Annotated in this window: 26 protein-coding genes and 1 pseudogene; 10 read left to right on the top strand and 17 right to left on the bottom strand. The window is 72.5% G+C overall.

Annotation, left to right across the window (positions count from 1 at the left end):
• Nucleotides 1–234: 234 nt before the first annotated feature.
• Nucleotides 235–669, top strand: coding sequence for a hypothetical protein (locus BJF79_RS39610; RefSeq protein ID WP_143220805.1), 435 nt, complete (start codon nt 235–237; stop codon nt 667–669).
• Between the two features lie 10 nt (nt 670–679).
• Here the strand turns inward: BJF79_RS39610 and BJF79_RS39605 are convergent, their stop codons facing one another.
• The 5 genes from BJF79_RS39605 to BJF79_RS39590 all read right to left on the bottom strand — a co-directional run bounded on the left by BJF79_RS39605 (nt 680) and on the right by BJF79_RS39590 (nt 6,770).
• Nucleotides 680–2,344 carry a catalase gene (locus BJF79_RS39605; RefSeq protein ID WP_075905113.1) on the bottom strand — a complete coding sequence of 555 codons (1,665 nt, stop codon included), beginning with the start codon at nt 2,342–2,344 and terminating at the stop codon, nt 680–682.
• Nucleotides 2,345–2,440: 96 nt separating this feature from the next.
• Entirely contained in the window at nt 2,441–4,162 is a 1,722-nt protein-coding gene (locus BJF79_RS39600; protein ID WP_075905111.1) for an ABC transporter ATP-binding protein, read from the bottom strand.
• The gene (locus tag BJF79_RS63860; RefSeq protein WP_262403258.1) at nt 4,159–4,539 is read right to left on the bottom strand and encodes a hypothetical protein; all 381 of its coding nucleotides are present in this window, start codon (nt 4,537–4,539) and stop codon (nt 4,159–4,161) included. The genes BJF79_RS39600 and BJF79_RS63860 overlap by 4 nt, the downstream gene beginning before the upstream one ends.
• A 30-nt stretch (nt 4,540–4,569) precedes the next feature.
• The gene (locus BJF79_RS63855; RefSeq protein ID WP_262403257.1) at nt 4,570–5,229 is read right to left on the bottom strand and encodes an ATP-binding cassette domain-containing protein; all 660 of its coding nucleotides are present in this window, start codon (nt 5,227–5,229) and stop codon (nt 4,570–4,572) included.
• A gap of 149 nt (nt 5,230–5,378) precedes the next feature.
• Nucleotides 5,379–6,770, bottom strand: coding sequence for an alkaline phosphatase PhoX (locus BJF79_RS39590; RefSeq protein WP_075905127.1), 1,392 nt, complete (start codon nt 6,768–6,770; stop codon nt 5,379–5,381).
• A 121-nt stretch (nt 6,771–6,891) separates the two neighbouring features.
• Here BJF79_RS39590 and BJF79_RS39585 point away from each other — a divergent pair, with 121 nt between their 5' ends.
• From BJF79_RS39585 to BJF79_RS39570, 4 genes are read left to right on the top strand one after another with little or no spacing between them, the layout of a single operon-like run.
• Nucleotides 6,892–9,120, top strand: a complete 2,229-nt coding sequence (locus tag BJF79_RS39585; protein ID WP_075905109.1) for a DUF4132 domain-containing protein — start codon at nt 6,892–6,894, stop codon at nt 9,118–9,120.
• Nucleotides 9,117–10,100 (top strand): hypothetical protein, encoded by a 984-nt coding sequence (locus BJF79_RS63850; RefSeq protein WP_143220804.1) that lies wholly within the window; start codon nt 9,117–9,119, stop codon nt 10,098–10,100. Before BJF79_RS39585 ends, BJF79_RS63850 begins: the two co-directional genes overlap by 4 nt.
• Nucleotides 9,995–11,134, top strand: a complete 1,140-nt coding sequence (locus BJF79_RS63845) for a DUF4132 domain-containing protein (protein WP_143220803.1) — start codon at nt 9,995–9,997, stop codon at nt 11,132–11,134. Before BJF79_RS63850 ends, BJF79_RS63845 begins: the two co-directional genes overlap by 106 nt.
• A 10-nt stretch (nt 11,135–11,144) precedes the next feature.
• Complete coding sequence (locus tag BJF79_RS39570) at nt 11,145–13,346, top strand: DUF4132 domain-containing protein (protein WP_075905103.1); 2,202 nt, start codon at nt 11,145–11,147, stop codon at nt 13,344–13,346.
• A 153-nt stretch (nt 13,347–13,499) separates the two neighbouring features.
• Here BJF79_RS39570 and BJF79_RS63840 read toward each other — a convergent pair.
• The 4 genes and pseudogenes from BJF79_RS63840 to BJF79_RS56520 all read right to left on the bottom strand — a co-directional run.
• Nucleotides 13,500–13,577, bottom strand: a pseudogene (locus tag BJF79_RS63840) (hypothetical protein); the annotation flags it as partial.
• Between the two features lie 49 nt (nt 13,578–13,626).
• On the bottom strand, nt 13,627–13,740 hold the full coding sequence (locus BJF79_RS54560) for a hypothetical protein (protein ID WP_143220802.1): 114 nt from the start codon (nt 13,738–13,740) through the stop codon (nt 13,627–13,629).
• A 197-nt stretch (nt 13,741–13,937) separates the two neighbouring features.
• Nucleotides 13,938–14,339, bottom strand: coding sequence for an ATP-binding protein (locus tag BJF79_RS56525; RefSeq protein ID WP_075905101.1), 402 nt, complete (start codon nt 14,337–14,339; stop codon nt 13,938–13,940).
• A complete protein-coding gene (locus BJF79_RS56520; protein WP_075905099.1) occupies nt 14,336–14,602 on the bottom strand; it encodes a hypothetical protein in 267 nt (88 codons plus the stop codon). The genes BJF79_RS56525 and BJF79_RS56520 overlap by 4 nt, the downstream gene beginning before the upstream one ends.
• Nucleotides 14,603–14,703: 101 nt before the next feature.
• Between BJF79_RS56520 and BJF79_RS39545 the strand changes: the two genes are divergently transcribed.
• From BJF79_RS39545 to BJF79_RS39535, 3 genes are read left to right on the top strand one after another with little or no spacing between them, the layout of a single operon-like run.
• On the top strand, nt 14,704–15,549 hold the full coding sequence (locus BJF79_RS39545; RefSeq protein WP_075905097.1) for a helix-turn-helix domain-containing protein: 846 nt from the start codon (nt 14,704–14,706) through the stop codon (nt 15,547–15,549).
• A gap of 16 nt (nt 15,550–15,565) precedes the next feature.
• Nucleotides 15,566–15,829 (top strand): DUF397 domain-containing protein, encoded by a 264-nt coding sequence (locus BJF79_RS39540; protein WP_075905095.1) that lies wholly within the window; start codon nt 15,566–15,568, stop codon nt 15,827–15,829.
• 7 nt (nt 15,830–15,836) lie between these two features.
• Entirely contained in the window at nt 15,837–16,718 is an 882-nt protein-coding gene (locus BJF79_RS39535; RefSeq protein WP_316043534.1) for a GntR family transcriptional regulator, read from the top strand.
• A gap of 389 nt (nt 16,719–17,107) precedes the next feature.
• On the opposite strand, the gene BJF79_RS39530 is transcribed toward BJF79_RS39535, so the two are convergent.
• Nucleotides 17,108–18,070, bottom strand: coding sequence for a helix-turn-helix transcriptional regulator (locus BJF79_RS39530; protein ID WP_075905091.1), 963 nt, complete (start codon nt 18,068–18,070; stop codon nt 17,108–17,110).
• A gap of 85 nt (nt 18,071–18,155) precedes the next feature.
• Between BJF79_RS39530 and BJF79_RS39525 the strand changes: the two genes are divergently transcribed.
• Nucleotides 18,156–18,530 (top strand): VOC family protein, encoded by a 375-nt coding sequence (locus BJF79_RS39525; protein WP_075905089.1) that lies wholly within the window; start codon nt 18,156–18,158, stop codon nt 18,528–18,530.
• A gap of 282 nt (nt 18,531–18,812) precedes the next feature.
• On the opposite strand, the gene BJF79_RS39520 is transcribed toward BJF79_RS39525, so the two are convergent.
• From BJF79_RS39520 to BJF79_RS39495, 7 genes are all read right to left on the bottom strand, one after another.
• The gene (locus BJF79_RS39520; RefSeq protein WP_075905087.1) at nt 18,813–19,160 is read right to left on the bottom strand and encodes a VOC family protein; all 348 of its coding nucleotides are present in this window, start codon (nt 19,158–19,160) and stop codon (nt 18,813–18,815) included.
• A gap of 51 nt (nt 19,161–19,211) precedes the next feature.
• The gene (locus BJF79_RS39515) at nt 19,212–19,868 is read right to left on the bottom strand and encodes a response regulator (RefSeq protein WP_075905085.1); all 657 of its coding nucleotides are present in this window, start codon (nt 19,866–19,868) and stop codon (nt 19,212–19,214) included.
• A complete protein-coding gene (locus BJF79_RS63835; RefSeq protein WP_262403256.1) occupies nt 19,865–20,629 on the bottom strand; it encodes a sensor histidine kinase in 765 nt (254 codons plus the stop codon). The genes BJF79_RS39515 and BJF79_RS63835 overlap by 4 nt, the downstream gene beginning before the upstream one ends.
• Nucleotides 20,626–21,345 (bottom strand): hypothetical protein, encoded by a 720-nt coding sequence (locus BJF79_RS63830; RefSeq protein WP_262403255.1) that lies wholly within the window; start codon nt 21,343–21,345, stop codon nt 20,626–20,628. The genes BJF79_RS63835 and BJF79_RS63830 overlap by 4 nt, the downstream gene beginning before the upstream one ends.
• Nucleotides 21,346–21,357: 12 nt before the next feature.
• The gene (locus tag BJF79_RS39505) at nt 21,358–22,377 is read right to left on the bottom strand and encodes an ABC transporter permease subunit (protein WP_075905083.1); all 1,020 of its coding nucleotides are present in this window, start codon (nt 22,375–22,377) and stop codon (nt 21,358–21,360) included.
• A complete protein-coding gene (locus BJF79_RS39500; RefSeq protein ID WP_083734578.1) occupies nt 22,374–23,276 on the bottom strand; it encodes an ABC transporter ATP-binding protein in 903 nt (300 codons plus the stop codon). The genes BJF79_RS39505 and BJF79_RS39500 overlap by 4 nt, the downstream gene beginning before the upstream one ends.
• Nucleotides 23,277–23,537: 261 nt before the next feature.
• The gene (locus BJF79_RS39495) at nt 23,538–24,011 is read right to left on the bottom strand and encodes a LysE family translocator (RefSeq protein WP_262403254.1); all 474 of its coding nucleotides are present in this window, start codon (nt 24,009–24,011) and stop codon (nt 23,538–23,540) included.
• A gap of 203 nt (nt 24,012–24,214) precedes the next feature.
• On the opposite strand from BJF79_RS39495, the gene BJF79_RS39490 reads away from it, so the two are divergent.
• Entirely contained in the window at nt 24,215–25,612 is a 1,398-nt protein-coding gene (locus BJF79_RS39490; RefSeq protein WP_187357123.1) for an MGH1-like glycoside hydrolase domain-containing protein, read from the top strand.
• Nucleotides 25,613–25,614 lie beyond the last annotated feature (2 nt).

The following is a 25,614-nucleotide window of genomic DNA, read 5'->3' as shown; positions in this document are numbered from 1 at the left end:
CGGCCGCCGCGCCGCACTCGCGCCCGGCCATGACCGGCACGGTCGTCCTGCTCGCCACCGAGGGCGCCGCCGCGAACCCGCGCCTCCCCGGCCCCGCGGCGCCCTGACCCCCGGGACAGATCTCCGGAACCCGTGCGAAATCAGGGGGGACAGGCGTTCTACGCGTCGGTAACATGCCACTACTCGCGGGTAAGGACAGCGCCGCGAGGCACCGACTCCGTGCGGAGGTGACCGATGCAGCCCACCCCGGCACCCGTGACCAGCCGCCTCATCCACCGCCTCGACGAGATCACCGCCGAAGTCGCCGGTGACATCACCGCGCGCGTCCCCGTCTACGCGCACCTGCCCGACAAGGTCGTCACCCGGGCGCTGCGCGACGCCCTCGTGATCTACGCGGGCGCGCACGGCAAACCGGCCGCGCTCGACTGGTTCCGCCGCCTCGGCGCCCGCTCCGCCCGCGCCGGGCAGGACGTCCGCCAACTGGAGTCCGCGCTGCGCATGGGCGCCCGCGTCCTCGTCCGCGAGATGGCGGGCGCCGCCGCGTGCCTCTACCCGCCCAACGACGAGTTCGTCGCCGTCATGGAACGTGCCTTCACCGGCGAGGCCGAAATCATCGACGCCGCCCTGACGGCCCACCACATCGCCCACGCCGCCGACGGGCGCCCCTGAGCGGGGGCGTTCATTCCCCGAAGTGGTGTACCGCGCGTTCGTTCGGGACGCAGTGGGTCATCTTCAGGCCGCCGATGTCGCGCGGGCCGTTCTTGCCCAGGTTGCCCAGGCGCCGCCGGTCCTCGTCGGTCAGCGTCTGGCCCGGCAGGGGTTCCAGGTGCGCGACCGCGTCGGGGCCGATGCCGAGGCGCTCGCCGACGCGCAGGCCCAGGTCGTCCTCGACGAGCAGGAAGTGCCAGACCATCCGCTCCTGCACCGGCCGCTCGCACTGGGACAGCTGCCCGACGAACGTGTCGACGAGCGCGTCGCGCTCCCAGTCCTCCATGAGCAGGTAGCGCTGCCCGGCCTGCACGTAGTCGTTCGTCCGCGCGATGCGCTTGCGCGTCACCCGGCCGCGGATCTCCGGCCCCTCGTCGTCCGAGGTCGGGTACTGCGCCTCCCGCAGGCCCCCGGTGATGGACGGCTCGTAGTTCACGTGCGGGTTCGCGCCGCCGTCGTCCACGTAGTAGGCCATCTGGCCGTCCCGCTGGTTCGTCCGGACGGTCGCGCCCTTCGCGCGGTTGACGGGCAGCTGGAGGTAGTTCGGCCCCACGCGGAAGCGCTGCGTGTCGCTGTAGGAGAACGTCCGGCCGACCAGCATCTTGTCGTCGGAGAAGTCGAGCCCGTCCACCAGGACGCCCGTCCCGAACGAGATCTGCTCGTTCTCCGCGAAGTTGTTCCCGACGTTCTCGTTCAGCACCATCCGGCCCACCGGACGCGGCGGGAACTCGTTCTCCGGCCACACCTTCGTGTCGTCGAGGGGATCGAAGTCGAGCTCCGGATGGTCGGTGTCGTCCATCATCTGCACGACGAGTTCCCACTCGGGGTGGTCGCCCCGGTCGATCGCCTCGCGCAGGTCCTTGGTCGCGTGCCCCAGGTCGTGCGCCTGCACGGCGGCGGCGTCCGCCTCCGTCATGCTGCGGACGCCCTGCTTCGGGAGCCAGTGGTACTTGACCAGCTTCGTTTCCCCGGCCTGGTTCACCCACTTGTAGGTGTTGACGCCGAATCCCTGCATGTGCCGGTAGTCGGACGGGATCCCGCGCGGGCTGAACACGTTGACGAGCATGTGCATCGTCTCGGGCGTCTGCGACATGAAGTCGAAGATGCGGTTCGGTTCCTGCCGGAACGTCACCGGGTCGGGCTTCAGCGAGTGGATGACGTCGGGGAACTTGATGGCGTCCCGGATGAAGAACACCGCCAGGTTGTTACCGACGAGGTCCCAGTTGCCGTCCTCGGTGTAGAACTTCACGGCGAAGCCGCGCGGGTCGCGCGCGGTCTCGGCCGAGTCGCGTCCGCCGATGACCGTCGAGAACCGGATCGCCAGCGGCGTCCGCTTGCCCGCCTCCTGGAACAGCTTCGCGCGGGTGAAGTTCGCGATCGGCTCGTCGCCCCACTTCCCGTACGCCTCGAAGTACCCGAACGCGGTCGCGCCCCGCGCGTGCACGACCCGTTCCGGGACCCGCTCCCGGTCGAAGTGGCTGATCTTCTCCAGGAACTGGTAGTTCTCCAGCGTCGCCGGTCCCCGCGACCCGACCGTCCGCTGGTTCTGGTTGTCGTAGACCGGGTGGCCCTGCCGGTTCGTCAGCACCGCGCGCTCGTCCCCCGGCTGCGATCCCCTGCTCGAAACGTCGGTCACGACGTCCGTCTCCTCTCGCTCCGCGACATGCCTCCCGGCGCCCCTACCCGGGGGGCGCACAGGAGAAAGTCATGCACGATGCGGATTGGGTAAACGTCAGCGCGCGACGGCCCGGCGGTAGCCCTCGTCGGTGCCGAGCAGGTCGCGGTGCGTGCCCTCCGCCGTGACGGCGCCGTCGGCCAGGACGAGGACGCGGTCGGCGGCGTCGAGCAGCGCCGGGCTGGCGGAGATCACGACGGTGGTGCGGCCCCGGCGCAGTTCGGCGACGTTGCGCGCGATGAGCTGTTCGGTGACGGCGTCGACGGCGGTCGTCGGGTCGTGCAGGACGAGCACGTCGGCGTCGGCCGCGAGCGCGCGGGCCAGCGACAGCCGCTGCCGCTGCCCGCCGGACAGGTTCGCGCCGCGGTCGCGGACGGCGTAGTCGAGCCCTTCCGGGTGCAGTGCGACGACGTCGGTGAGCATGGACGCCTCGACCGCCGCCTCGACGGCCGCCTCGACCGCCCGTCCGGTGCCGGCGGGGTCGATGTTCGAGCGGAGGGTGCCCGCGAAGATCTCCCCGTCGGACGGGTTGACCAGCATGTGCGCGCGGAGCGCCTCGATCGACAGGTCGGCCGCGTCGTGCCCGCCGACCCGCACCGTTCCCGCGTATTCGCCGGGCGGGACGTTCCCGGCCAGGACGGACGCGAGGTCGGCGGCCGCGCGCGTCCGGTAGGCGGCGATCGCCACGAACTCCCCGGCCGAAACCTGGAACTTCAGCTCGTCCAGGGACCCGTACCGGACGCCGTCGACCTCCAGGCCGCCGTGCGCGTCCGGGCGTTCGGTCCCGGGGGTGCGGACCGGCGGCGCGGCGAGCACCAGCGCCATCCGGTCGGCGGACGCGCGCGCCGTCATGACGTACTTCGGCATCTCGGAGAACTGTTTGAGGGGTTCCATGACGAACTGGGCCAGCCCGACCGCCATGACGAGTTCGCCGATGCTGATCCGGCCCTGGAACGCGAGGTGCCCCGCCATGAGGGTCACGGCGGCGGCGAGGACCGCGTTGAGGGCCATGGCCGCGCCCGCGTAGGCGCCGTTCACCTTCGCGACGCCGACGGCCTGGCGCCGCGCGTCGTCGCTGACCGTCCGGAAGGACCCGTACGCCGCGTGGTTGCCGCCGAAGCCGCGCAGCGGCCGCAGGCCGATGATCAGGTCGGCGACCTTCGCGCCCGCCCGCGCCACCCGGGCCTGCTGCTCGCGGGTCGCGGTCCCGATGCGCCGGGACAGCACGCTCAGGATCGTCAGGATCGCGACGGTCCCGACGATCACCAGCAGCCCGAGCCGGACGCTGGCCATGCCCAGCGCGACCGCCGCGATCAGCACCGCGACGAGCGAGCTGATCAGCAGCGGCACCACCTCGACGATGTCGGCGGTCTGGTCGGCGTCCTCGGTGGCGATGGTCAGCACCTCGCCGGACTTGAGGTCGACGTCCCGCGCCACCGGCTGCAGCCCGCACGCCGCGACGTCCACCCGCCAGCGGTGCGCCTCGGTCGTGTTGGCCTTCTGCAGGATGCGCATCCCGAACCGCCACGAGAACGACACGACGGCGGTGATCACTGCCAGCGCGGCGATCGACAGGGCCAGCGTGTCGAGGCCGCGGTCGCGCAGCGCGTGCTCGACGATCAGGCCGAGCGCGATGGGGAACGCCGTCTCGCCCGCCTGGTACATGCCCATGAGGACGGTGCCGCCGGTCATGGCGCGGGCGTTGCGGCGCAGCGTGGTCCGCAGGATCGCCGAACCCGTGCGCGGCCGCCCGTCGTCCGGAGTCGAAGTCGTCGTCATAGCGGCGGCGCCCCCTCTCGCCACGCCTGCCACAGGCGCGCGTACCGGCCGTCCAGGGCCACCAGCTCCTCGTGCGTGCCCTGCTCGACGACGCGGCCCGCCTCCAGCACGGCGATGCGGTCGGCCGCCATCGCCTGCGTCAGCCGGTGCGCGACGAACAGTGTGGTGCGGCCCCGGCAGGCCGCCAGGACGGCACGTTCCAGTTCGGCGGCGCCCTGGCTGCCGGCCTCCGCGGTCGACTCGTCGAGGACCACGACCGGCGTCCGGCCCAGCACCAGCCGCGCCAGCGCGACCTGCGTGGTCTTGGTGGCGTCCAGGCGATCGCCGCCCTCGCCGACCAGGGTGCCGAGCCCCGCTCGGGCAGCGCGTCGGCCCACCCGTCGGCGCGACGGTGCGCAGCGCGTCCATCAGCTCGGCGTCGTCGCGTCCGGCGCGGCCAGCCGCAGGTCGTCGCGGAGCGAGCCGGAGAACACGTGCGTCTCCTGCGTCACGATGCCCACCAGGGCGCGCGCCGCGGCCTCGTCGAGGTCGGCGAGGTCGGCGCCGCCGATGCGCACCCGTCCGGTGCTCGGGGTGCCGATGCCCGCGATCAGCGCGGCCAGGGTCGTCTTGCCCGCGCCCGTCGCGCCCACCAGCGCGAGCGAGCCGCCGGACGGGATCGTCAGATCGACGTCGCGCAGGACCGGCGTGCCGGTGCCCGGATAGGCGAACGTCAAGCCTTCGACCGTCACCGAGCGGGCCGGGCCGTCCTCGCGGTCCGCCGCCGCCACGGCGGTGTCGCCCACGAGGCGTTCCTCCGCGGACTCCCCCAGTACCCCGACGAGCCGGGTCAGGCTCGCGCCCGACTTCTGCGCCTCGTCGAAGGTGAACAGGATCGCGCCCAGCGGGTTGAACAGGCGGTGGAACAGCAGCGGGGCCGCCGCCACGTCGCCCAGGCTTGCCGAGCCGGACTCCAGCAGCGCGTACCCCACCACGATGATCAGGGTCAGCCCGATGAACTCGGCGCGGTTGCCCCGCCCGACGAACCGTCCGAAGAACCGGAACACCTCGATGCCGAGGTCGCGCACCCGCCACGACTCGGCGTCGACCTTCTCCTGGAAGGCGGCTTCGAGCCGGTACGCGCGGGGCGGGGCGGCCCGCCGGGACGCGGGCGGTCCGGGCGCCGGGGGTTCTGCGGATGCGGGGCGGGGGCGGGTTGGGGGCTGGGGCCCGGGTTTTAGATTCGGTTCCAGGGGCCGGTGACTGCGAACGTCGTGCCCGGGTCGTAGACGTTGACGAACATGGTGCGTCCGTCCGGGGCGAAGGTCACGCCCGCGAACTCGCCCCACTCGGGGCCGGCGTCGCCGCCGATGTCCTGCCGGTTGCGCGCCATCGGGTAGACGGTCCGGCGGCGCGTCACGCCGAACACGTGCTGCGCGCCGTCGCCGTCCTCGCAGATCATCAGCCCGCCCTGCGGCGCCGTGCAGATGTTGTCGGGCGAGTCGCCGGGCGTCCGGACGTCCGTGCCGGGGCCGAAGACGATCACGAGCGTGAGGCGCCCGCTGCGCGGCTCGTACGACCACACCTGCCCGAAATGGTCGGCGGAGGCGCCTTCGTCCGTCCGGGCGTAGCTCGACGTGAAATGGACGCGGTCGCCGCTCCAGTAGCAGCCTTCGAGCTTCTGCGCGTGGGTGATGCCGCCCTTGCCGAAGTCCTGGAACCGGACGGGCGTCTCGCGTGCGAGCGGGTCGGGCACCTCGACCCATTCGACGCGGTCGAACACCGTGCCGGGCTCCTGCACGACCGAGAGGTCCGGAACGTCCGGGACGCGCAGCGCCTCCAGTCGTCCCCCGGCGCGCAGGCTCCCGAAACCGCCGCGCGGATCTTTCGGGAGGAACCGGTAGAACAGCCCGAACGGCCGGTTGAAGGCGTCCTCGGTCTCGTAGAGGGTCCCGTCGCGCGGGTCGACCGCGACCGCCTCGTGCTGGAACCGGCCGAGCGCGGTCAGCGGCTCGGGCGCGGTCCGGCCGTGCTGGTAGGGGTCGACCTCGAACACGAACCCGTGGTCCTTGGTGTAGCCGTTGTCCCCCGCCTTGTCCTCGGTCTCCTCACAGGTCAGCCAGCTGCGCCACGGGGTCGGGCCGCCCGCGCAGTTGACGGCCGTCCCGGCGATCGCGACGCGCTCCTCCCGCACCCGGTACGCCCCGTCCACTTCCACGAGGGTGCAGCCGCCGAGCCCCTCGGGGTCGTAGGTCAGGCCGTTCACGACGGGCACGCGGTGCGCGGCGTCCGGACGGTTCTCGTGGTTGCGGACGAGCCGGACGGCGCCGTCCCGCGCGGGGAACGCCGCCATGCCGTCGAAGTGGCTCGGCAGCGGGCCCTCCCCCGACCGCAGCGGCTCGCCCTCGCGCGACACGACCGTGTACCGGAAGCCGCGCGGCAGGTCGAGCAGGCCGTCCGGGTCGGGCACGAGCGGCCCGTATCCGGTGTCGCGCGCGGGGCCGACGACGGCGCGCGCGCCGCTCCCGGACGGATCGCCGCCGAACAGGTGGTCCACGGCTCCGATGACCGCGATGCCCGCCCCGAACGTGCCCGTTCCCGCGAGAACCTCCCGACGCGTCACTGCCATGTCCATGTCCCTCGTTTTCGGGAACGTTCCGATGTCCCCGGTCCGTCATAGATTGCGTGATCCCACGGTGGTGATCACCTCTTCACGTTGTCGCCACCGCACCGACCATGAAACGGGAACGATGACGGATTCACCCCGCGTTCCGGACGCACCGGCGAGCGACGTTCCGGCCCTGCTGCTGGACCCGCCGTGGACCCGCGCCCGGACGCCCGGCCCCGCGGAACCGATCGTCCTGAAGGGCCTGAAGCGGCCGAAGACACCGGCCGTCGAGTCGTGGCCGCCCGGAGTGCGCGAGGCGTTCGCGGACGTGTCCGACACCTGGCGGAGGAACGAGGTCCCCCTCCCGGACGCCCCGGACTGGGAGTCGATCGCAGCGTACTTCCGCGGCGGCGCCGCCCTGAAGGAGGCGCGCGGAGGGCAGCGGAGCGCCCGGTACCGCTGGCTCGTCCTGGACGGACCGGACGACCTGGCCCGCGAACTCCTCGCCGACGAGCGGTACTTCGACGACTGGTCCGGCTGGGTGTACGTCACGCCTCTCAAACGGTTCGCGGCGCGGCGCGGGCTCGCCGCCCACCGGCTGATCCTGCACGCCGCCAAGGAGCATCTGTCGTGCGCGGCGGCGCTCGTCCCGTTCGTGGACGACGCCACCGCCCAGTTCATGATCAAGTGCTTCGGGAAGCACGGCGAGGACGACGCCGCGCGCGTGGGCGGCCTGGCACGGCCCGGCCGCCGCGCGTTCGTCGTCCCGGAGGCGCTGCGCAAGCCCGGCCCCAAGCGGGACCAGGCCGAACGGGCCATCGCGGTCATCGCCCGCGAGCACGGCGGCGGGTGCGTCGTCGAGGCGGCGCGGCAGTACGGGGAGCGGGCCGTGGCGGCGATGGAGGCGCTCGGCCTCGATCCCCTCGACCGGTACCCCGACCCGCTGCCCGAACCGGACGAGGAGTTCGTCCGCGCGGATCTCCCGCAGGTGCTGCTGCGCGGCCGGACGGCGGCGCTGCCGGTCTCCGCGACCCGGAACCTCGTCACGATGCTGCGGATCTCGTCGGTCAAGGACCCGTACGCCGGCTGCGAGCCCGTCTTCGAGCACCTCGACCCCGGCTCGCTCGCCGAACTCGCGTGGGCGCTGTACCTGAAGGAGGGGTACGTCCCGAAGACGTGGGCCTCGCCCGGCGTCCGGTACGGGCTGCGGCGGCTCGGCGACGCGCGGACGGCGGCGCGGCTCGCGACCGTGATGGGCCGCTGGAGCAGGGAGCGGGTCTGGTCGGGCGGGCTGTCGGCATTGGACGTGCTGACCGCGATCGACTCCCCCGACACGCTCCGCCACCTCGACCGGCTCGCGCGGAAGGCGGCCGACGCCAAGCGGATGCGGACGCACGCGCAGGCGCGGCTGAACGCCGTCGCCCGCGAGCGCGGCATCACGCGCGAGCAGCTCACCGACCGGCTCGTCCCGGACCTCGGCCTGGACGCCGACGGCGCGATGACGCTCGACTACGGGCCGCGCCGCTTCCGCGTCGGGTTCGACGAGCACCTCAAACCGTACGTCCGGGATGAGAGCGGCAAGCTCCGCAAAACACTCCCGAAGCCGGGCGCGAAGGACGACGACGCCCTCGCACCGGTCGCGTACCGGCGGTTCGCCGACCTCAAGAAGGAAGTGCGGACCATCGCCGCCGACCAGATCAAACGCCTCGAACAGGCGATGGTCTCCGGGCGTTCGTGGGCGCCCGGCGAGTTCCGCGAGGTGCTCGCCGAGCAGCCGCTGCTGCGGCACATCGTCCGCCGCCTCGTCTGGTCCGCCGGGCCGGACTCGTTCCGCGTGGCCGAGGACGGCACGTTCGCCGACGTCCGCGACGACGCGTTCGTCCCGCCCGACGGCGCCGCGATCACGCTCCCGCACCCGCTCCTGCTCAAGGACCGCGACGCCTGGGCCGCGGTGTTCGCCGACTACGAGATCCTGCAGCCGTTCCCCCAGCTCGGACGGGTGGTGCACGAGCCCGCGCCCGGCGAGCGCGCGGCGTCGCGGCTGCCCCGCTTCGAGGGCGCGTCCGTCCCGAACGGGCCGATCTTCGGGCTCGTCCGCGCGGGCTGGAAGCTCGGCGAGAAGGAGGTCGGCGGCTTCCAGCGGCACGTGTCGCTCGAACTCGGCGAAGACCGGTACCTCGTCGTCCACATCGAGCCCGGCATCCGCGTCCTCACGCCCGACGACGCCCCCGTGCAGGAGATCGACCGGGTGGAGCTGAGCACGAGGAGCCACGGCGCGGGCGGTCTCACGTTCGACGGACTCGGGCCCGTCCTGACGTCGGAGGTCCTGGCCACGCTGGCGAAACTGACCGGGACGGACCCGGCGGCGTGAGCGACGGCGACCCGATCCCCGACGCCGCCGCGAGCGCCCTGCCGCCCTTGCTCGCCGCCCCGCCCTGGACGCGTCCGGCCCCCAGGGCGGAACCGGTCGTCCTCGCGGATACGGCGGCCCCGGCGGCACCGGCCGTCGAGTCGTGGCCGCCCGGGTACCGGCAGGCGTGGTCGATGACCCCGGAGATCGCCCTGTACGCTCTCCTCCCGGTACCGCCCGGCGACACCGACTGGGCCGAGGTCGCCGGACGGCTGCGCGGCGGCACGGCCGACGGCCGGATGTACTACTGGCTGGTGATGCGGGGCCCGGACGAGCTCGCCCGCGAGCTGCTCGCGGACGAGCGGTACTTCGACGGCTGGTACGAGGCGGCGCCCGACGCCCCGCTCATGCTCATCGCCGCCCGGCACGGCCTCGCGGCGCTCCCGCTGCTGCTGCACGCCGCCGGACGGCACGGGTGCGCGACGCCCCTCGTCCCCTTCCTGGACGCCGCGACCGCCCGGATCATGATCGAGGTCCTGGACGACCCCGGCCGCGCCGACCACGCACGCGCGTGGTTGCAGTGGCACGGCCGGGCCGCCGCACCGTTCGTCGTCCCGGAGGCGCTGCGCGCGCCGGACCCGCGCGGGAGCGCGCCGAGCGGGCGCTCGCGCTCATCGTGCGGGAGCACGGCGCCGAATGCGCCGTCGAGGCCGCACGGCAGTACGGGGAGGGGGCCGCCGCGGCGGTACGCGCGCTCGCCCTCGACCCCGTCGAGCGGTATCCCGATCCGCTGCCCGAGGTCGACGCGGAGTTCGTCCGGGACTCGCTGCCGCGGGTGCTGCTGCGGGACGGGACGGCGGCGCTGCCGGTCTCCGCGACCCGGAACCTCGTCACGATGCTGCGGATCTCCACGATCGACGACCCGTACGGGGGCTGCGAGCCGGTCTTCGAGCACCTCGACCCCGGCTCGCTCGCCGAACTCGCCTGGGCGCTCTACGTGAACCGGGACGTTCCGGACGACCGGTGGGCCGGGCCCGACGTCCAGTACGCGCTGCGGCGGCTCGGCGACGCCGGGACGGCCGCGCGGCTCGCCCGCGAGATGGAGCGCTGGGAGTCGTCGTTCGTCCGGTCGCACGAAGGACACGAGGCCGTCGCGGTGCTAGCCGACATGCGGGCCGGCATGGGACCCGACGACGCGCCGCGCCTGCTGGACCGGCTCGCGCGCACGGCCGCCTCCGACGAGATGCGCGACTACGCGCAGGCCCGGCTGCACCTGGTCGCCATCATGCGCGGACTGACGTCCGAACAGCTCTCCGACCGGCTCGTCCCCGCGGACGCCACCGACCCGCGCGTCCTCGCCGACCGGATCGAACGCCTCGAACAGGCGATGCTCGCCGGACGGACGTGGACGGCGGCCGAGTTCCGCGCGGTGCTCGCCGAACATCCGCTGCTGCGGCCGGTCGTCCGCCGCCTCGTCTGGTCGGCCGGCCCGGCGTCGTTCCGCGTCGCCGAGGACGGCACGTTCGCCGACGTCCGCGGCGTCCCGTTCGTCCTGCCGGACGACGCCCGCGTCGCCCTCCCGCACCCGATCCGCCTCGACGACGCCGAGGCGTGGGCGGAGGTCTTCGCGGACGATGCCGTCCCGCAGCCGTTCGAGCAGCTCGCCCGTCCCGTCCACGTCCTGACCGACGCCGAGTTCGACTCGACATCGCTGCACCGGTTCCTCGGCGTGCGCGTCCCGACGAGCCGGATCGTCGACATGACCGCGCGCGGCTGGAGCCTTCCGGAACCGCCGCACCGGATGGTCCACCGGCGCCGGATGCAGTTCACCACGTCCGACGGCCATGACGTGTGGGTCACGTTCATGCCCGGCATCCACATCCGGGAACCCGACCGGTACGCCGACCAGGAGATCGGGGCCGTCAGGCTGCTCCCCCGCCTTCAGCAGGCCCACTGGAGCGACGTGGACCCGGTCGCCGTGTCCGAACTCCTCGCCGAGCTGGCGGAACTGACCGGCTCGCCCCCTCAACCATGAAACAGGAGACATGACTAAAACCCCCCGCCTCCCCGACGCCCCCGCGAGCGCGCTCCCGCCCCTGCTCGTCGACCCGCCCTGGACGCGCCCGGTCCCCACGGCGGCACCGGTCGTCCTCAAGCTCAAGGCGTCGAAGGAACCGACGATCGTCCGCTGGGCTCCGGGCGTGCGCGAGGAGTGGCTCAAGGGCACCTACGACCTGAAGTACGGGGGCGTGGAGCCGCTGCCGGACGACACCGACTGGGACGCCCTCGCGGAGACGTTCGCGAGCGGCGAGGCCCTGAAGAAGAGCGAACGGGAAACGCGCGGGGCGTTCACCGCGCTCGTCCTGCAGGCACCCCCCGAATACGGCGAGAAGCTCCTCGCGGACGAACGGTACTGGGACGTCTACCGCGCCTACGGCACGCACCACCTCTACCAGGCCGCCGCCGCACGCCACGAACTCGCCGCCTACGGCTTCGTCCTGCACCGCGCGAAGAGCGACCGGCTGATCTACGGCATCGAACCGTACCTGGACGCCAAGGTCGCCCAGCTCATGGTCAAGCACTTCGGCGTCTACCCGAACGCGGACCGGGCGGAAGCCTGGTACCGGCTGCACGGGGCCGACGCCGCGCGGCTGACCGTCCCGTCCGCGCTGCGCAAGCCCGGCCCCACCCGCGACCGCGCCGAGCAGGCGCTCCGCCTCGTCGCCCAGGTGCACGGGCACGGCACGGTCGTCGAAGCGGCCCGGCACCACGGGGACGAGGCCGCCGCCGCGATCTCCGCGCTGCGCACCGACCCGCTCGACCTCTACCCCGACCCGCTCCCGAACGTCCCCGCGGAACTCGCGCCCGAGCGACTGCCGCAGGTCCTGCTGCGCGGGCGGGAACACGCGCTGCCCGCGTCCGCGACCCGGCACTTCATCACGCTGCTCGCCATCGCGCACGTGCAGCCGTCCTATCCCGGGGTGCAGCCGGTCGTCGACGCGCTCGACCCCGGCTCGCTGGCCGAGTTCGCCCGCGAGCTCTTCGTCGCCGACCGGTCCCCGAAGAGCTGGGCGTCCCCGGCCGTCCAGTACGCGCTGCTGCGGTTCGGCGACGACGGCGCCGCCGACCTGATCGCCCCGATCGCCAAGCGCTGGGACAACTGGGACACCTGGAACCGGGGCGGGACGAACGTGCTGAGCCTGTTCACCCGGCTCGGGACGCCCACCGCGCTGCGGCACCTGCACATGCTCGCCGAGAAGGCCGCCGACCAGAAGCGCCTCCGGCCGTTCGCGAAGTCGGCGCTGCAGCGCATCGCGGACGAGCGCGGCTACACCACCGAGCAGCTGGCGGACCGGCTCGTCCCGCCCCTCGGCCTCGACGCCGAAGGCACGATGACGCTCGACTACGGCCGCCGCAGCTTCCGCGTCGGATTCGACGAACACCTCAAACCGTTCGTCACCGACGAAGAGGGCAAAACCCGAAAGACCCTTCCGAAGCCGGGCGTCAAGGACGACCCGGAGCTCGCACCCGCGTCCTACCAGCGGTTCGGCACCCTCAAGAAGGAAGTACGGGCGGTCGCCACCGACCAGATGAAGCGGCTCGAACGCGCGATGGTCGCCGGACGGTCGTGGACACCCGACGAGTTCCGCACCATCTTCGCCGAACACCCGCTCCTCCGCCACGTCGTCCGCCGTCTCGTCTGGTCCGCCGACTCGACCGCGTTCCGCGTCGCCGAAGACGGCACGTTCGCCGACGTCCACGACGACGCGTTCGTCCTGCCCGACGACGCACGCGTCACCCTCCCGCATCCCATCCGCCTCGACCTCGCACCCTGGACGGAGGTGTTCGCCGACTACGAGATCCTGCAGCCCTTCGAACAGCTCGCCCGCCCCGTCCACACCCTGACCGACGCCGAACGGACGGCGACCGAACTCACGCGATTCAGCGGCAAGGCCGTCCACTTCGGCCGGATCACGGGCATGACCTCGCGCGGCTGGGAACTCGGCGACAAGGAGGACGGCGGCTTCCGCCGCCAGGTCATGCACATGACCGGGGACGGCCGCCACGTGATGGTCTTCTTCAGCCCCGGCATCCGGGTGTACTCGCCGGAGGAACTCCCCGACCAGGAGATCCGCGACGTCTTCGTGCTGCCCGGCCGCTACTCGGGCAAGCCGATCCCGCTCGGCGACCTCGACCCCGCCGTCGCGTCCGAACTCATCAACGACCTGACCCGCCTGACGGCCTGACGCTCCACGGCGCCGGTTCCCGCGAACCGCGCCCGTCAGCCGACCGGATTCGCGGACGAATCGAGCCGTCAACGCGGCCAGCGGCTCATCCGGGTGGATGGTCGGCCCCCAAGGCACGACGATGAGCCCGCCCGGCCGCGTCTGCTCGACCCACGCGTAGGGGACGGTGTGCGCCGCCGCCGTGGCCAGCACACGATCGAACGGCGCGCGCCGGCACACCGGCCTCCCCATCCCCGGTGATCACGACCAGTCCGGACGCCCCGCCGCACGCAACGCCGCCCTAGCGTGCTCGGCGACCTCCGCGTCGATCTCGACCGAAACCACTTCGGCCCCCCAACTCGGCCAGGCACGCGGCGTTGTATCCGGTCCCCGTGCCGATCTCCAGGACGCGCATGCCGGGTGTGAGACGAAGGACAGGCGCCGATCAACGGGCGGAAGCCCCGCGAACCCGCTCACTGTTGCCCGGTCCCGTTACAGGTACCGCACGTGATCTTCTGCTCCTTGTTGTCCAGGTTCACCTTCACCCATCCCTTGCCACCGCACGCTTGCTTCTTTCCGTGCTTGCCCATCCCTGCTCCTGGCCTTGACCTTCTACGACCCGGCTTCCATGGACGCGACGACGAACCAGACTTCGGTGCCGCGCGTGGACCGGCGGCTGAAGCCCCAGCGCACGGCGAGTTCGTCGAGCAGCGCGACACCGCGCCCGCCCGCCGAACCCGTCCCGACCCGTTGCAGGCACGGCGCCCCGTCGGCCCCGTCGTCGATGACCGCGACGCGTGCCCAGCGGATCGTCCAGCGCACGTTCACGAGGAACGAGCCGCCCGGACGTCCGCTGCGTGAGTGCTCGACGGCGTTCGTGCCGATCTCGGACGTGAGCAGGACGGCGTCCGCCCGTCCCGGGTGCTCGCCGAGCACCTCGCGGACGAACCGCCGCGCCGCCGACACCTCAACGGCGAGCCCCGGTAGGCGAATCTCCTTCTGCTGGACGCTCACCGCGCCACCGCCCGAACGACCGTGTCCGCCGCAAGCGGGTCGTTCACGAGCACCCATCCGCCCGAGTAGACGAACGCCCACGTGTCGTGCTGCGGAACGGGGACGCACGCCACGTGCCGGACGCACTTGGCATGTGCGCGCAGGATGCCCGCCCCGTCCACGTCCAGGACCTCCGCCGTGATCCCCCGCGCGTTGAGCTGCCCGGCAAGCCAGGCCAGCAGCACCCCGCGCCGCTCCCGCACCGTCTCCGGCGGTCCGTTCATCAGATTCCCACCCCTCACCCGCTCCGTAGCCGTATGGTGACACTGTGCACAGGCAACAACCTTGATCACAATCAGTTCCGAAACAAATTGTTGGAGACGAGATGCCGTACCGCCCCACCGTCCGAGGCCGCCGCGTCGCCCGTGAGCTGAAGAACCTCCGCCTCGCCGCAGGCATGACCGGCGAGACGGTCGTCACCGAACTCGGCTGGGACACCGCCAAGCTCAGCCGTATGGAGAACGGCCGGATGCGCATCACGTCCGGCGAGGTGATGGAGCTACTGGAGATCTACGGCGTCACGGGCGATAAGCGCACCGAGCTCGTCAAACTCGCCCGCGAGGCCCGCCAAAGGGGCTGGTGGCACAACTATGAGGACGTACTCAAGACCGGCTTCAGCGACTACTTGGCCTTTGAAGCGGAAGCCACCTGTTATCGCACCTACCAAGTCCAACTGATCCCGGGCATCCTTCAGACCCCTGACTATGCCCGTGCGGTTTTCCGTGGCTCGCGGCCACGCAGTCCCGAGGAGATCGAACGGGCCCTAGAGTCCCGCCTTGCACGCCAGGAGCGGCTGACAACCTCCGAGCGACCTCTTCACGCACACGTCATCATCGACGAAGGTACTCTGCATCGACTCGTTGGCGGCACTGTCGTCATGCGCGCGCAGTTGGAGCATCTGCTGACAATGGCCGATCTGGCCAACGTCTCCCTCCAAGTCCTCCCCAACGCGACCGGCGTTCATCCCGCCGTTGACGGCCCCTTCACGCTCTTCGCTTTCGAGGGCTACCCGGACGTCCTCTACATGGAGCACCTCATGGGCTGCGCCTACTTGGAGAAAGTGACCGAGACGAAGCAGGCTAGTCTGATATTTGACCATCTACTCTCATCCGCCTTGAATACCAGCGATTCGAAGCGGTTGATCCGCCAGGTGGCCAGCGGCTTGCCTTAGGCTCGAAGGGACGTGCATGGGAGTGATCGTGCTCGATTTCACCTACACCGCTTGGCGTAAAAGCAGCTACAGCGGCAACGGCGACTGCATCGAGGTCGGCATTGCCGCATGGCGGAAGAGCAGCTACAGCGGTAGTGGGGGCCAGTGCGTCGAGACGGTCGCGCCGGACGACACCATCGGCATCCGAGACTCCAAGGCCCCGAACGGGGGCGTGATCGTGCTCGGACGGCGGGAGTGGGCGCGGCTCGTCGGCGTCCTCAAGACCACCGGAGACGCGTGACGTCCCGTTGATCGCCGACCGGTCGTCCCGCGTGACGGCCGGTCGACAACAACTTCCGCAGAAGAACCGGAGAGCCGGTCACGTGGACCTGAGGACATTGCAGGACATCTCCGCCATTGCCGATCCGATCGAGCGGGCACGGGCGATCAGCCGCGCCATGACCGAACAGCAGGGCCTGACCGAGGAGGCGGCCCGGATCCGGCGCGGCGCCATCGCCGAGGCGCGTGAGGGCGGCAATAACCTGGAAGAAATCGCCAAGGCGCTCGGTGTCACGCCCGGCCGCGTTTCGCAGATGCGCAAGGGGCCGGCCGCCAAGGCGCCCGCCGCTCCGGTCAGCCAGGGGCCGCGCGTGATCGTGCAGCGCGCGTTGCCGACCGACCCGGCCACACGCGGCTCGGCGTCGCTGTTCCTCACCGAAGCCGAGCGGCAGGGCATCACGCCTGGCCGACGGATGCTCTACATCGGCACCGAGCCCGCGAGCGAGCACGTCGCCGCTTGCCTGCACGTCGCCCTTGGGGACGACATACTGGCGCGCCGCAAAATGATGACGGCCAACGAGGTGCCGGTCCGCATCGCCACGAGTTACTTCCGCGCCGACCTCTTCGACGGCACCCGGATCGCCGAGCCGGAGTTCGTCAAGCCGTCCTTGCAGGCCGCGATCGTCGCCTTGGGCTATACCTTCGGGCATGCCGAGGAGACGCTCACTGCCCGTCCGGCAACCAGGTTCGAGGCCGACACGCTCGAACTCGAACCCGGCGAATGGGTCGTCCAGGTGTTGCGGGCGTCGTATTCGGCCGAGGGGACGCCGGTCCACACGTTGGAGACGATCTGCTCGGCGACCCGCCACATCTTCCCGATCGGGCAAGTCGGAGGGCTCGATGAGTTCTGACGTGCCGGGCATCTCGCACCGTGCCCGCGACTTACCGACCACCGCGCGGCCGTGAACCGGGCGGCGCGGGCCTTGTACTTGAGCAGCCTCTTCGCGGCCATTGGCGCGGTCCTGCTCTAACTGTACGCGTCGATGGAATACGCGGGTTTCCTCGAACCGAGCGAAGCGTGCGTCGCGGACGGGCCCGATGCCGGTGCGATGCCTGCGGTCTCCTACAACCGCGGCTTCCCGTTCAGTCTCGTGTGCGTCGACGAGCGCGGACTGCCGCCGAGACCGTCCCGGTCTGGGTGAACCCGGCGCTCGTCGTGCTGCCGGGGTTCGGCCTCACGGCGTTCTGGACGGCTTCGGCCGTCCGCCTCCGCGCGCGCGCCGTACCTGAACGCTCGTCCTCAGGTTCGGCGGGCGTGGGAGGCGAGGCGGTCGGCGAGGGCGAGGACTCGGTCGCGTAGTTCGTCGGGGCGGTCGATGACGAACGGACGGTCGAGCGCCGCGAGCACTGCGGGCAGCCAGTCGAGGCGTTCGGCCCGCAGTTCGACGCGCAGCCAGCGTTCGGCCTCCGGATCCGGTTCGGCGGTGGTTTCTTCGACGGTCGCGACACTGGCGGGGAGGCGGGCGCGGATCTGTTCGACCGTCCCGTGGATCCGCATGGTCACCTCGTGCCGGTAGGGCGCCGTGGCGAAGCCCGACAGGACGCGACGGGCCGGGTCCGGCGCGTCCGGTGCGGCGAACGAGCCGGGCAGGGTCCTGGCGTCTTCGAGACGGTCGAGGCGGAAGGTGCGGTCCGCGCCGACGGCGGGGTCTTCGCCGGTGACGTACCAGCGGCCCGCGTGGTTGACGATCCCGTGGGGGTGCAGCGTGCGGTCGGTGCGGCGGCCGGCGCGGTCGGTGTACCTGATCGAGACGGGACGGCGGTGGCGCACCGCGTCGGAGATCGTGAGCAGGGTCCCGGCGGGCGGGGCGGACCCGCCGGACGGCTTCGTGAACGCGAGGGATTCCGGGAGCGCGTCCAGCCTGCGGGCGAGCCGTTCGGGGAGCACCCGCCGGATCTTCGCCGCGGCGGTCTCGCTCGCGGCGTCCCCCGCGGGCCCGGTGATCAGCCCGAGCAGGACGGCGAGCGCTTCGTCGTCGTCGAGCATCAGCGGCGGCAGGCGGTAGCCGCGGGCGAGGCGGTAGCCGCCGTAGCGGCCGCGCACCGACTCGACGGGGATACCGAGGTCGGTCAGGTGGTCGACGTACCGCCGGACGGTGCGTCCGTCGACGCCGAGCCGGTCGGCGAGCTCGGTCATGGTCCGGGTGCCGCCCGACTGCAGCAGTTCCAGGAGGGTGAGGACGCGGCCGGTGGGTCGGGACATGCCTTCGAGGTTACGTCCGATAGTGGACCGATTCTGTCCAGTATCCGACGTAGCGTGCGGGCGTCACGAACCTAGGAGGAACGCCATGGACTTCGTATCGATCCGCGTCATCACCGGCGACGTCGCTCGGCTCGTCGAGTTCTACGAGACGGTCACGGAGATGCGGGCGGCGTGGGCCACCGAGGACTTCGCCGAGATCCGGACGCCCGCCGCCACGCTTGCGATCGCCGGTACCCGTACCGTCCCGCTGTTCGCCCCGGGCTCCGCCCGTCCGGCCGACAACCACAGCGTGATCGTCGAGTTCCGGGTCGACGACGTGGACCGGGTCTACGAGAAGCTCACGGGGTCCGTCATCGATTTCGTCAACGAGCCCACCACGATGCCGTGGGGCAACCGGTCGCTGCTGTTCCGCGACCCCGACGGCAACCTCGTCAACTTCTTCACACCGGCCACCGGCTGACCGCTCCCTGCCCGGCTTGTGGGCGTATTGGAGTCTCGATGACTGTGCACTCGTTCGGTCGTTGTTTTTGCGGGGACGAGATGTCGGGTTCTTCGCCCGAAGTTCGGCAGGTGACGGTCGCGACAATGGGCGGGTTTCCTTCGCAGGAGCTTTTCGCCCATCGCGCGTGTCTCGTCAGGGTGGTCTCCCCGGAGGTTCCGCTCGGCGAGGTGCTCGACGAAGCCCATGATCCCCAGCGGCGGTGACATCCCCGCAATATCGCGACGGGGTCGAACGAACTCCCTACGGATGGCTCAGGACGTTGATCACGCGGCCGTTGGGGTCGCGGACGAAGAAGCGGCGGACGCCCCACTCCTCGTTCTGCAGGGGATGGACGATCTCCGCGCCGGTCTCTCGCATCGCCGCGTAGGCCGCGTCGACGTCGTCCACCTCGACGCTCATGTCGGGCACGACCGGCGCGGTCCGGTCGTGGGTCATGAAGGTGACCTGGGCGGTCGGGTTGGACGGCGAGGCGAGCGTCATCACCCAGCCGTGGTTCATGACCTCCTCGAAGCCGAGGCGGCCGTAGAAGTCGCGGCTCTCCTCCATGGCCTCCGAGTGGAAGTCGGGCATGGCGCGGCGGATGGACATGGCGGCTCCGGGCGGCGAGGTGAACGACCCGTCCAGCGTTCCACAGGTCGCTCAGGCGCCGTCGACGAGCCGGTTCTCCCACGCCCAGGTGACGATGCCGACCCGGTTCCGCACCCCCAGTTTGGCCTGGATGCCCGACAGGTGGCTTTTGACGGTGCTGAGCGAGATGAACAGCTCCGCGGCGATCTCCTGGTTGGTCCGTCCGCGCGCCAGGGCCCGGACGACCTGGAGTTCGCGGTCGGACAGGGCCGGGAGACGGGCGGGACGGGCCGGTGCGGGCGCGTCCGTCAGGTGCCGCAGCAAGCGGACGGTGACCGAGGGCGAGACCAGCGCCTCGCCGTTGTCGGCGGCGCGGACCGCCTCGACGAGCAGGGCGGGCCCGGCGTCCTTGAGGACGAACCCGGCCGCGCCGCCGCGCAGCGCCCCGTACACGTACTCGTCGAGGTCGAAGGTGGTGACGACGACGACCCGGAGCGGGTCGGGCACGCGGGGGCCGGCGAGCGCGCGGGTCACCTCGATGCCGTCGAGGCGGGGCATCCGGATGTCCACGAGGCACACGTCCGGGCGCAGCCGCCGGGCCATGGCGACCGCTTCGGCCCCGTCGGCGGCCTCCCCGACCACGCTGATGTCCGGCTGGTCCTCAAGGATCAGCCGGAGCCCGCGGCGGATCATCGCCTGGTCGTCGGCGATCAGGACGGAGATGGTCATCGGGGCTCTCCGGCGGGCAGGGTCGCCCGGACGGACCAGCCGCCGCCGGGCCGCGGCCCGGCGTGCAGGGTGCCGCCGAGCGTCTCGACGCGTTCGCGCATGCCGATCAGGCCGTAGCCGCCGCGGTGCCGGGACGGCGCCGCCGGGGCGTCGTCGGCGACCTCGACGGTGACGTCCCGGTCGTCGCGCCCGACGGTGACCTCGACGGAACGCGCCTTGGGCGCGTGCCGCAGGACGTTCGTGAGCGCCTCCTGGACGACGCGGTGCACGGTCGTCGTCACCTCCGGCGGCCACCCGGTGTCGCCGTCCGGCATGTCCAGCCGCACCATGGGGCCCTGCCTGCGGAAACGCTCCACCAGGGTGCCGAGCCGCTCGGGTCCCGGGGAGGCGGGCGGGGCGTCGCCGGTGTCGCGCAGCAGCCCGACGACCCGCCGCATCGCGGCCAGCGCGTCGGTGCCCGCGGTCTCCATCTCGGCGAGGTACGCGCCCACCTGTTCGGGGTCGCGCCGCGCGACCACCTGGGCGCCCTGCGCCTGAAGCAGCATGCCCGTGATGTGGTGGGCGACGACGTCGTGCAGTTCGCGGGCGAGTTCCAGCCGCTCGTCCCGGCCCACCTGCTCGGCGGTGGCGCGGGCCCGGGCGTCCAGCAGCCGCAGCGACAGCCCGGCCCCGGCGGCGGCCAGCCAGATCGGGCCGTCCAGCGCCGTCACCGCGCCGAGACCGGCGGACGGCCCGGCGGCGAGCTCACCGGCGGCGATCACGACCGGTCCGGCGGCCGTGATCGCCGCGGCCGGGACCGGCGGGAGGGTCCGGAGCGCGGCCGCCGGTGAGCACGGCCAGCCCCAGGGTCATGGCCGGGCTGGGTTCGGCGGGGAGTTCGGGCCCGGCCGCGCGGGTGACGGCGATGGCGGCCGCGGCGAGGCCGACGCCGTGATCGCCGAGCGCAGCGGCCGCCGCGCCCGGCCAGGGCCGCGCCGCACACCGCCGCCGCGAAGACGCCTCCCGGCAGCCAGTACCAGGTGCCCCAGCTCTGCGCGATGGCGACGGCCTGGACGGCGATCGCCGCGAGGAGCACGGCCCCGAGCCCGGCCGCGGAGGCGCCCCGGACCCATCCGTCCGGAACGGTCACGTCGGCCAGGTTACCGACGTGCCGTCCGGACGGGCGGGGGTGAACGCGTGCAGCAGCGCCCCGACGACCAGACCGCCTCCCACCAGGAGCGTTGCCAGGACGGTCGTGGCGGCGGGCCCGGCGAGCCAGGCGAGCGCGACCGCGGCGGCCGTGACGGCCGCGGCGGGCCGCGGGCCACGCGCGGCGTCCGCGCAGCAGCGCGAGCGCGCACAGGACCACGGCGACGGCGGCGGTGTGGATCCAGTAGGCGCCGCCCCAGCTTCCGATCAGCTTGTAGGCGATGAAGGCGATGCCCAGGGCGAACACAGTGCCCAGCCCCGCGTTCATCAGCACGTCCGGTTTCATCATGGCCGTCCCCTTTCAGGCACGTCGGACGCGCCACAGCGCGATGCCGGTGAGGAGCGCGCCGGACAGCAGGTAGAGCCCGGTTTCGGCGAGCTGGAACGACCAGTAGCGGCCGCTCGGGTGGTATTCCAGGTCGACGTGCAGGTCGAGTGCGGCGAGGCACACGGCGGTGTCGCCGAACGTGCCGTCCGCGCCCGTCTTCGGGGGGCTGTCGAGGCATCGGCCGAACGCGGCCGCGTCGACCGTCCGGCCGTCGGTGGTGCGCATCGGGCCGGTCTCGCTGATCCACGCGTCGGGCGCGCCGGGCACCCGCAGGCCGCCGATGACGGGGGCGCCGGTGATGCTGCCGAGGTTCTTGGCCCCGTTGATGGTCTGCGCGGTCATCGGCAGGGTCGCGTGCTCGGACGGCATCAGGTGCGGGCGCACGAGGTTCGGCACCGCGAACTGGACGACGAGGAAGACGACGCCCGTGACGGCCATCGCGGGCAGCGTCCGGCGCACGAACAGGCCGACGGCGGTGCCGAGCGCGACGGCGAGGAAGGCGTAGCCGATCGGGGCGATGTTGCGGGCCCCGAACTCGATGGCGCCGAACCGGTCGGCGGCGACCCGGTCGTAGGGGGATGCCGCCCAGGTGAGCAGGAGGGCGACCAGGCCCGTGAAGATCATCGCGGCGAGGCCGACGAACGCCGTCCTGGCGAGCAGCCAGCGGCGGCGGGTCACGCTCTGGCTCCACACGAGCCGGTGGGTGCCGAGTTCCAGCTCCCGGGCGATCAGCGGCGCGCCCCAGAACGCGCCGAGGACGACGGGGATCAGCCCGAGCCCGGCGGCCAGGAACAGCAGCGTGGTCCGGTAGGCGCCCCGGAACTCGGCCTCGCCCTTCGCGCAGCTCGCGGGGTCGGTGCAGCGCGACCGGTAGGCGTCGTGGGCGTCCCGGATGTCCAGGCCCAGATACAGCAGGTATCCGGCGATCAGGACGAGTCCGGCGGCGCCGACGAGGGCCTGCAGGCGGAACTTCCGCCAGTTCAGCCAGATCATCGCGCTCCGCCTCCGGCCGGGACGGCGGGCCGGTGCGCCCGCGACATGTAGGCGAGGACGAGGTCTTCGAGCGTGACGGGCTCGGCCGGGAACGGCGGTCGCGACGGCGGGCGCGACGCCGGACGGTCGTCGCGCACGAGCGTGCCGCCGGGTTCGGTCCGGACGACCTCGACACCGGCGGGCAGCCGGTCGAGTCCGCCGGGCGGCACGGCCAGCCGGTAATGGGCGGCCAGCAGGTCCGAGACCTCGCCCGCGACCTGGATCCGCGCGTCGCACAGCACGACGAGGTGGTCGCAGACCTGCTCGATGTCGCCGAGCAGGTGCGACGACAGGACGGCGCTCGCGCCGAGTTCGGCGACGAACTCCATCAGGTTCTCGAGGAATCCCTGGCGCGCCAGCGGGTCCAGGGCGGCGGCCGGCTCGTCGAAGACCAGCAGTTCGGGACGTTTCGCGGCGGCGATCGTCAGGGCCAGTTGGGCGCGCTGGCCGCCCGACAGCCGTCCGGCCTTCTGGTCGGGGTTCAGCCCGACCTGCGCGATCCGCCGCTCGGCCAGGGCCTGGTCCCACGACGGGTTCAGGCGCGTCCCCAGGCGCAGGTGGTCGGCCACGCTGAACGACGGGTAGACGGGGGTGTTCTGCGCCACGAACCCGACCCGGGCCAGGTGCGCGGCGCCCGCCGCCGGGGGCGACCCGAGCACCCGCAGGGAACCCGACGTCGGCTCCAGCAGGCCGCAGGCCAGGTTCAGCAGCGTCGATTTGCCCGCACCGTTCGGGCCCACCAGGCCCACGACGCGTCCGGACGGGACGCGCAGATCGACTCCGCTCAGCGCCTCCCGGCGCCCGTATCTCTTCGTCAGTCCCTCGGCGTGCAGCATCGGGACCGGGCTCTCATGCGACATGACGGCATCGTCCGCCGCGGCACCGCCCCGGAGCACCGGCCCAACGGACGGTTCGCGCCGTCGGCGGTCGTACTTTCGGCCGGTTCGCCGCCGGGCGCGGCGGCGGTCAGCCCTCGGCCGCGAGGGTGACGCCGAGGCCGATGAACACGCCGCCGGTCGCGGCGTCGAGGCGGCGGCGCACGGCGGCGCTGCGGCGCAGTCGGCCGCCGATGCGTCCGGCGAGGACGCCGACCGTGCCGTCGGCGAGGAACTCCAGGGCGATCAGGACGCGCCGAGGTCGGCGGCCTGCAGCCAGACGGGCCCGGCGGCGGGGTCGATGAACTGCGGGAGGAAGGCGACCATGAAGGTGAAGGTCTGCGGGTTGGCCATGGACGACACGATCCCGTTGAGGAACGCGCGGCGGCCCGGCATCGCGGTACCGGCGGGATCGTCGGCCGGTCCCTCCCCGCGTTTCCGGATCATCTGGACGCCCAGGTGGACGAGGTACGCGGCTCCGGCGATCCGGATGGCGGTGAACGCGACCGGCAACGCCGTCAGCAGCGCGGCGAGCCCGGCGGTCGCGGCGACGATGTAGAGCGCGTCGCCCGTGATGACGCCGACCGTCGCCAGCAGGCCCGCGCGGGCGCCGCCCCGCATCCCGCACCCGAGCACGAACAGCATGTCGGGGCCCGGGGTGACGAGCGCGACGATCGTGGTCACCGTGAACACGGCCAGCAGATGCGGGTCGATCGGCATCCGTAGATCTTCGCATTCCGGACCATCGCCCCGCCCTCGCGGCCAGGCCCGGCGGCTTGGCAAAAAATCGACTCTCGGGGACGAAATGTCAAGCTCGGGTCATAACATGACAATCAGTGGGCGATGGACGCACATGGTTCCGTCGGTCGGAGAGCCCCCGGTGCACCCCCGATACGCCCCCTGACCTGTGAGGAGCCACCCGAGTGGACCGCGTCGCAAGCCTCGCGGGCCCCGGCGGGGTCGACGCCGTCGAGGCCCCCGGGCCGGTGGACCGCCACCGGCTGGGCGAGGCCGCCGTCGGCACGCTGAACGCCAACTGGACGGGCGCCGCCACGCTCCCGTCCCGCACGCAGTACCCGCACCAGTGGAGCTGGGACTCGGCGTTCATCGCGATCGGGCTGGCCCGGGTCGACCAGGACCGCGCGCAGCGCGAACTGCGCTGCCTCCTGCGCGCCCAATGGGACACCGGACGGCTGCCGCACATCGTCTACGGCGACGCGGGCGGCGACGCGTACTTCCCCGGGCCCGGTTTCTGGGACAGCCGCGGCGTCCCGGACGCGCCCGCGGTGTGCACGTCCGGCATCGTGCAGCCGCCCGTCCACGCCCGCGCCGCGCTGACGATCTGCACCCGGGCCGCCGACCGGGGCGCCGCACGGCGGTTCCTCGCCGAGGTGTATCCGAAGCTCGCCGCGCAGCACCGGTACCTGATCGAACGGCGCGACCTGGACGGCGGCGGGCTCGCGGCGATCGTCCATCCGTGGGAGTCCGGGACGGACAACAGCCCCGCGTGGGATCCGTTCCTCGCCGGGGTCGGCGGGGCGCGCGCCGCGTTCGTCCGCCGGGACATGGACCATGTCGCGGCCGACGAGCGGCCCGGCGACGCCGACTACGCGGCGTACATCGCGCTCGCCGAGAGCTACCGCGACCTCGGGTACGACGACCTGAAGCTCCTGGACAAGCACGCGTTCACGGTCGAGGACCCGCTGTTCAACGCGATCCTGCTGGACGGCGAGCTGTGCCTGGCCGAGATCGCCCGCCGGGTCGGCCGCGATCCGGAGCCGCACTACCTGGCCGCCCGCGCCGTCCACCGGGGGCTGCTGGCGCGGCTGTGGGACGACGAGCGGGGCACGTTCGTCGCGCGGGACGTGCGCACCGGCGTCCGCGGGACCGCGGCGACGATCTCCGGGTTCGCGCCGCTGCTCGACCCGTGGCTGCCCGCCGCGGTCCGCGACCGGCTGCTCGATCTGCTGCTGTCGCCCGCGTTCATGGGCGGCTGCCCGCACCCCGTGCCAACGTACGACCTGCGCGAACCCGGGTTCGAGCGGCGCCGGTACTGGCGGGGCCCCACGTGGGTGAACACCAACTGGCTGCTGTGGGTCGGCGCCCTGCGCGCCGGACGGTCCGACATCGCGCGGACGATCTCCGGTTCGACCCTCGCCCTGCTTGACCGCTCGGGCTTCCGGGAGTACTTCGACCCGGTGGACGGCAGCGGGCGGGGCGCGCACGACTTCAGCTGGTCCGCGGCGCTCGCCCTCGACATGCTCGCCGCGGACGGCGACACCGGCGACGACACCACCGCGGTGCCGCTGCCGACCGGCTGACC

Origin of the sequence: Actinomadura sp. CNU-125, assembly GCF_001942465.1 — a bacterium.
Classification (GTDB): Bacteria; Actinomycetota; Actinomycetes; order Streptosporangiales; family Streptosporangiaceae; genus Spirillospora.
The sequence above is the reverse complement of the archived record's forward strand: the minus strand, read 5'-3'. Positions and strand labels throughout refer to the sequence as shown.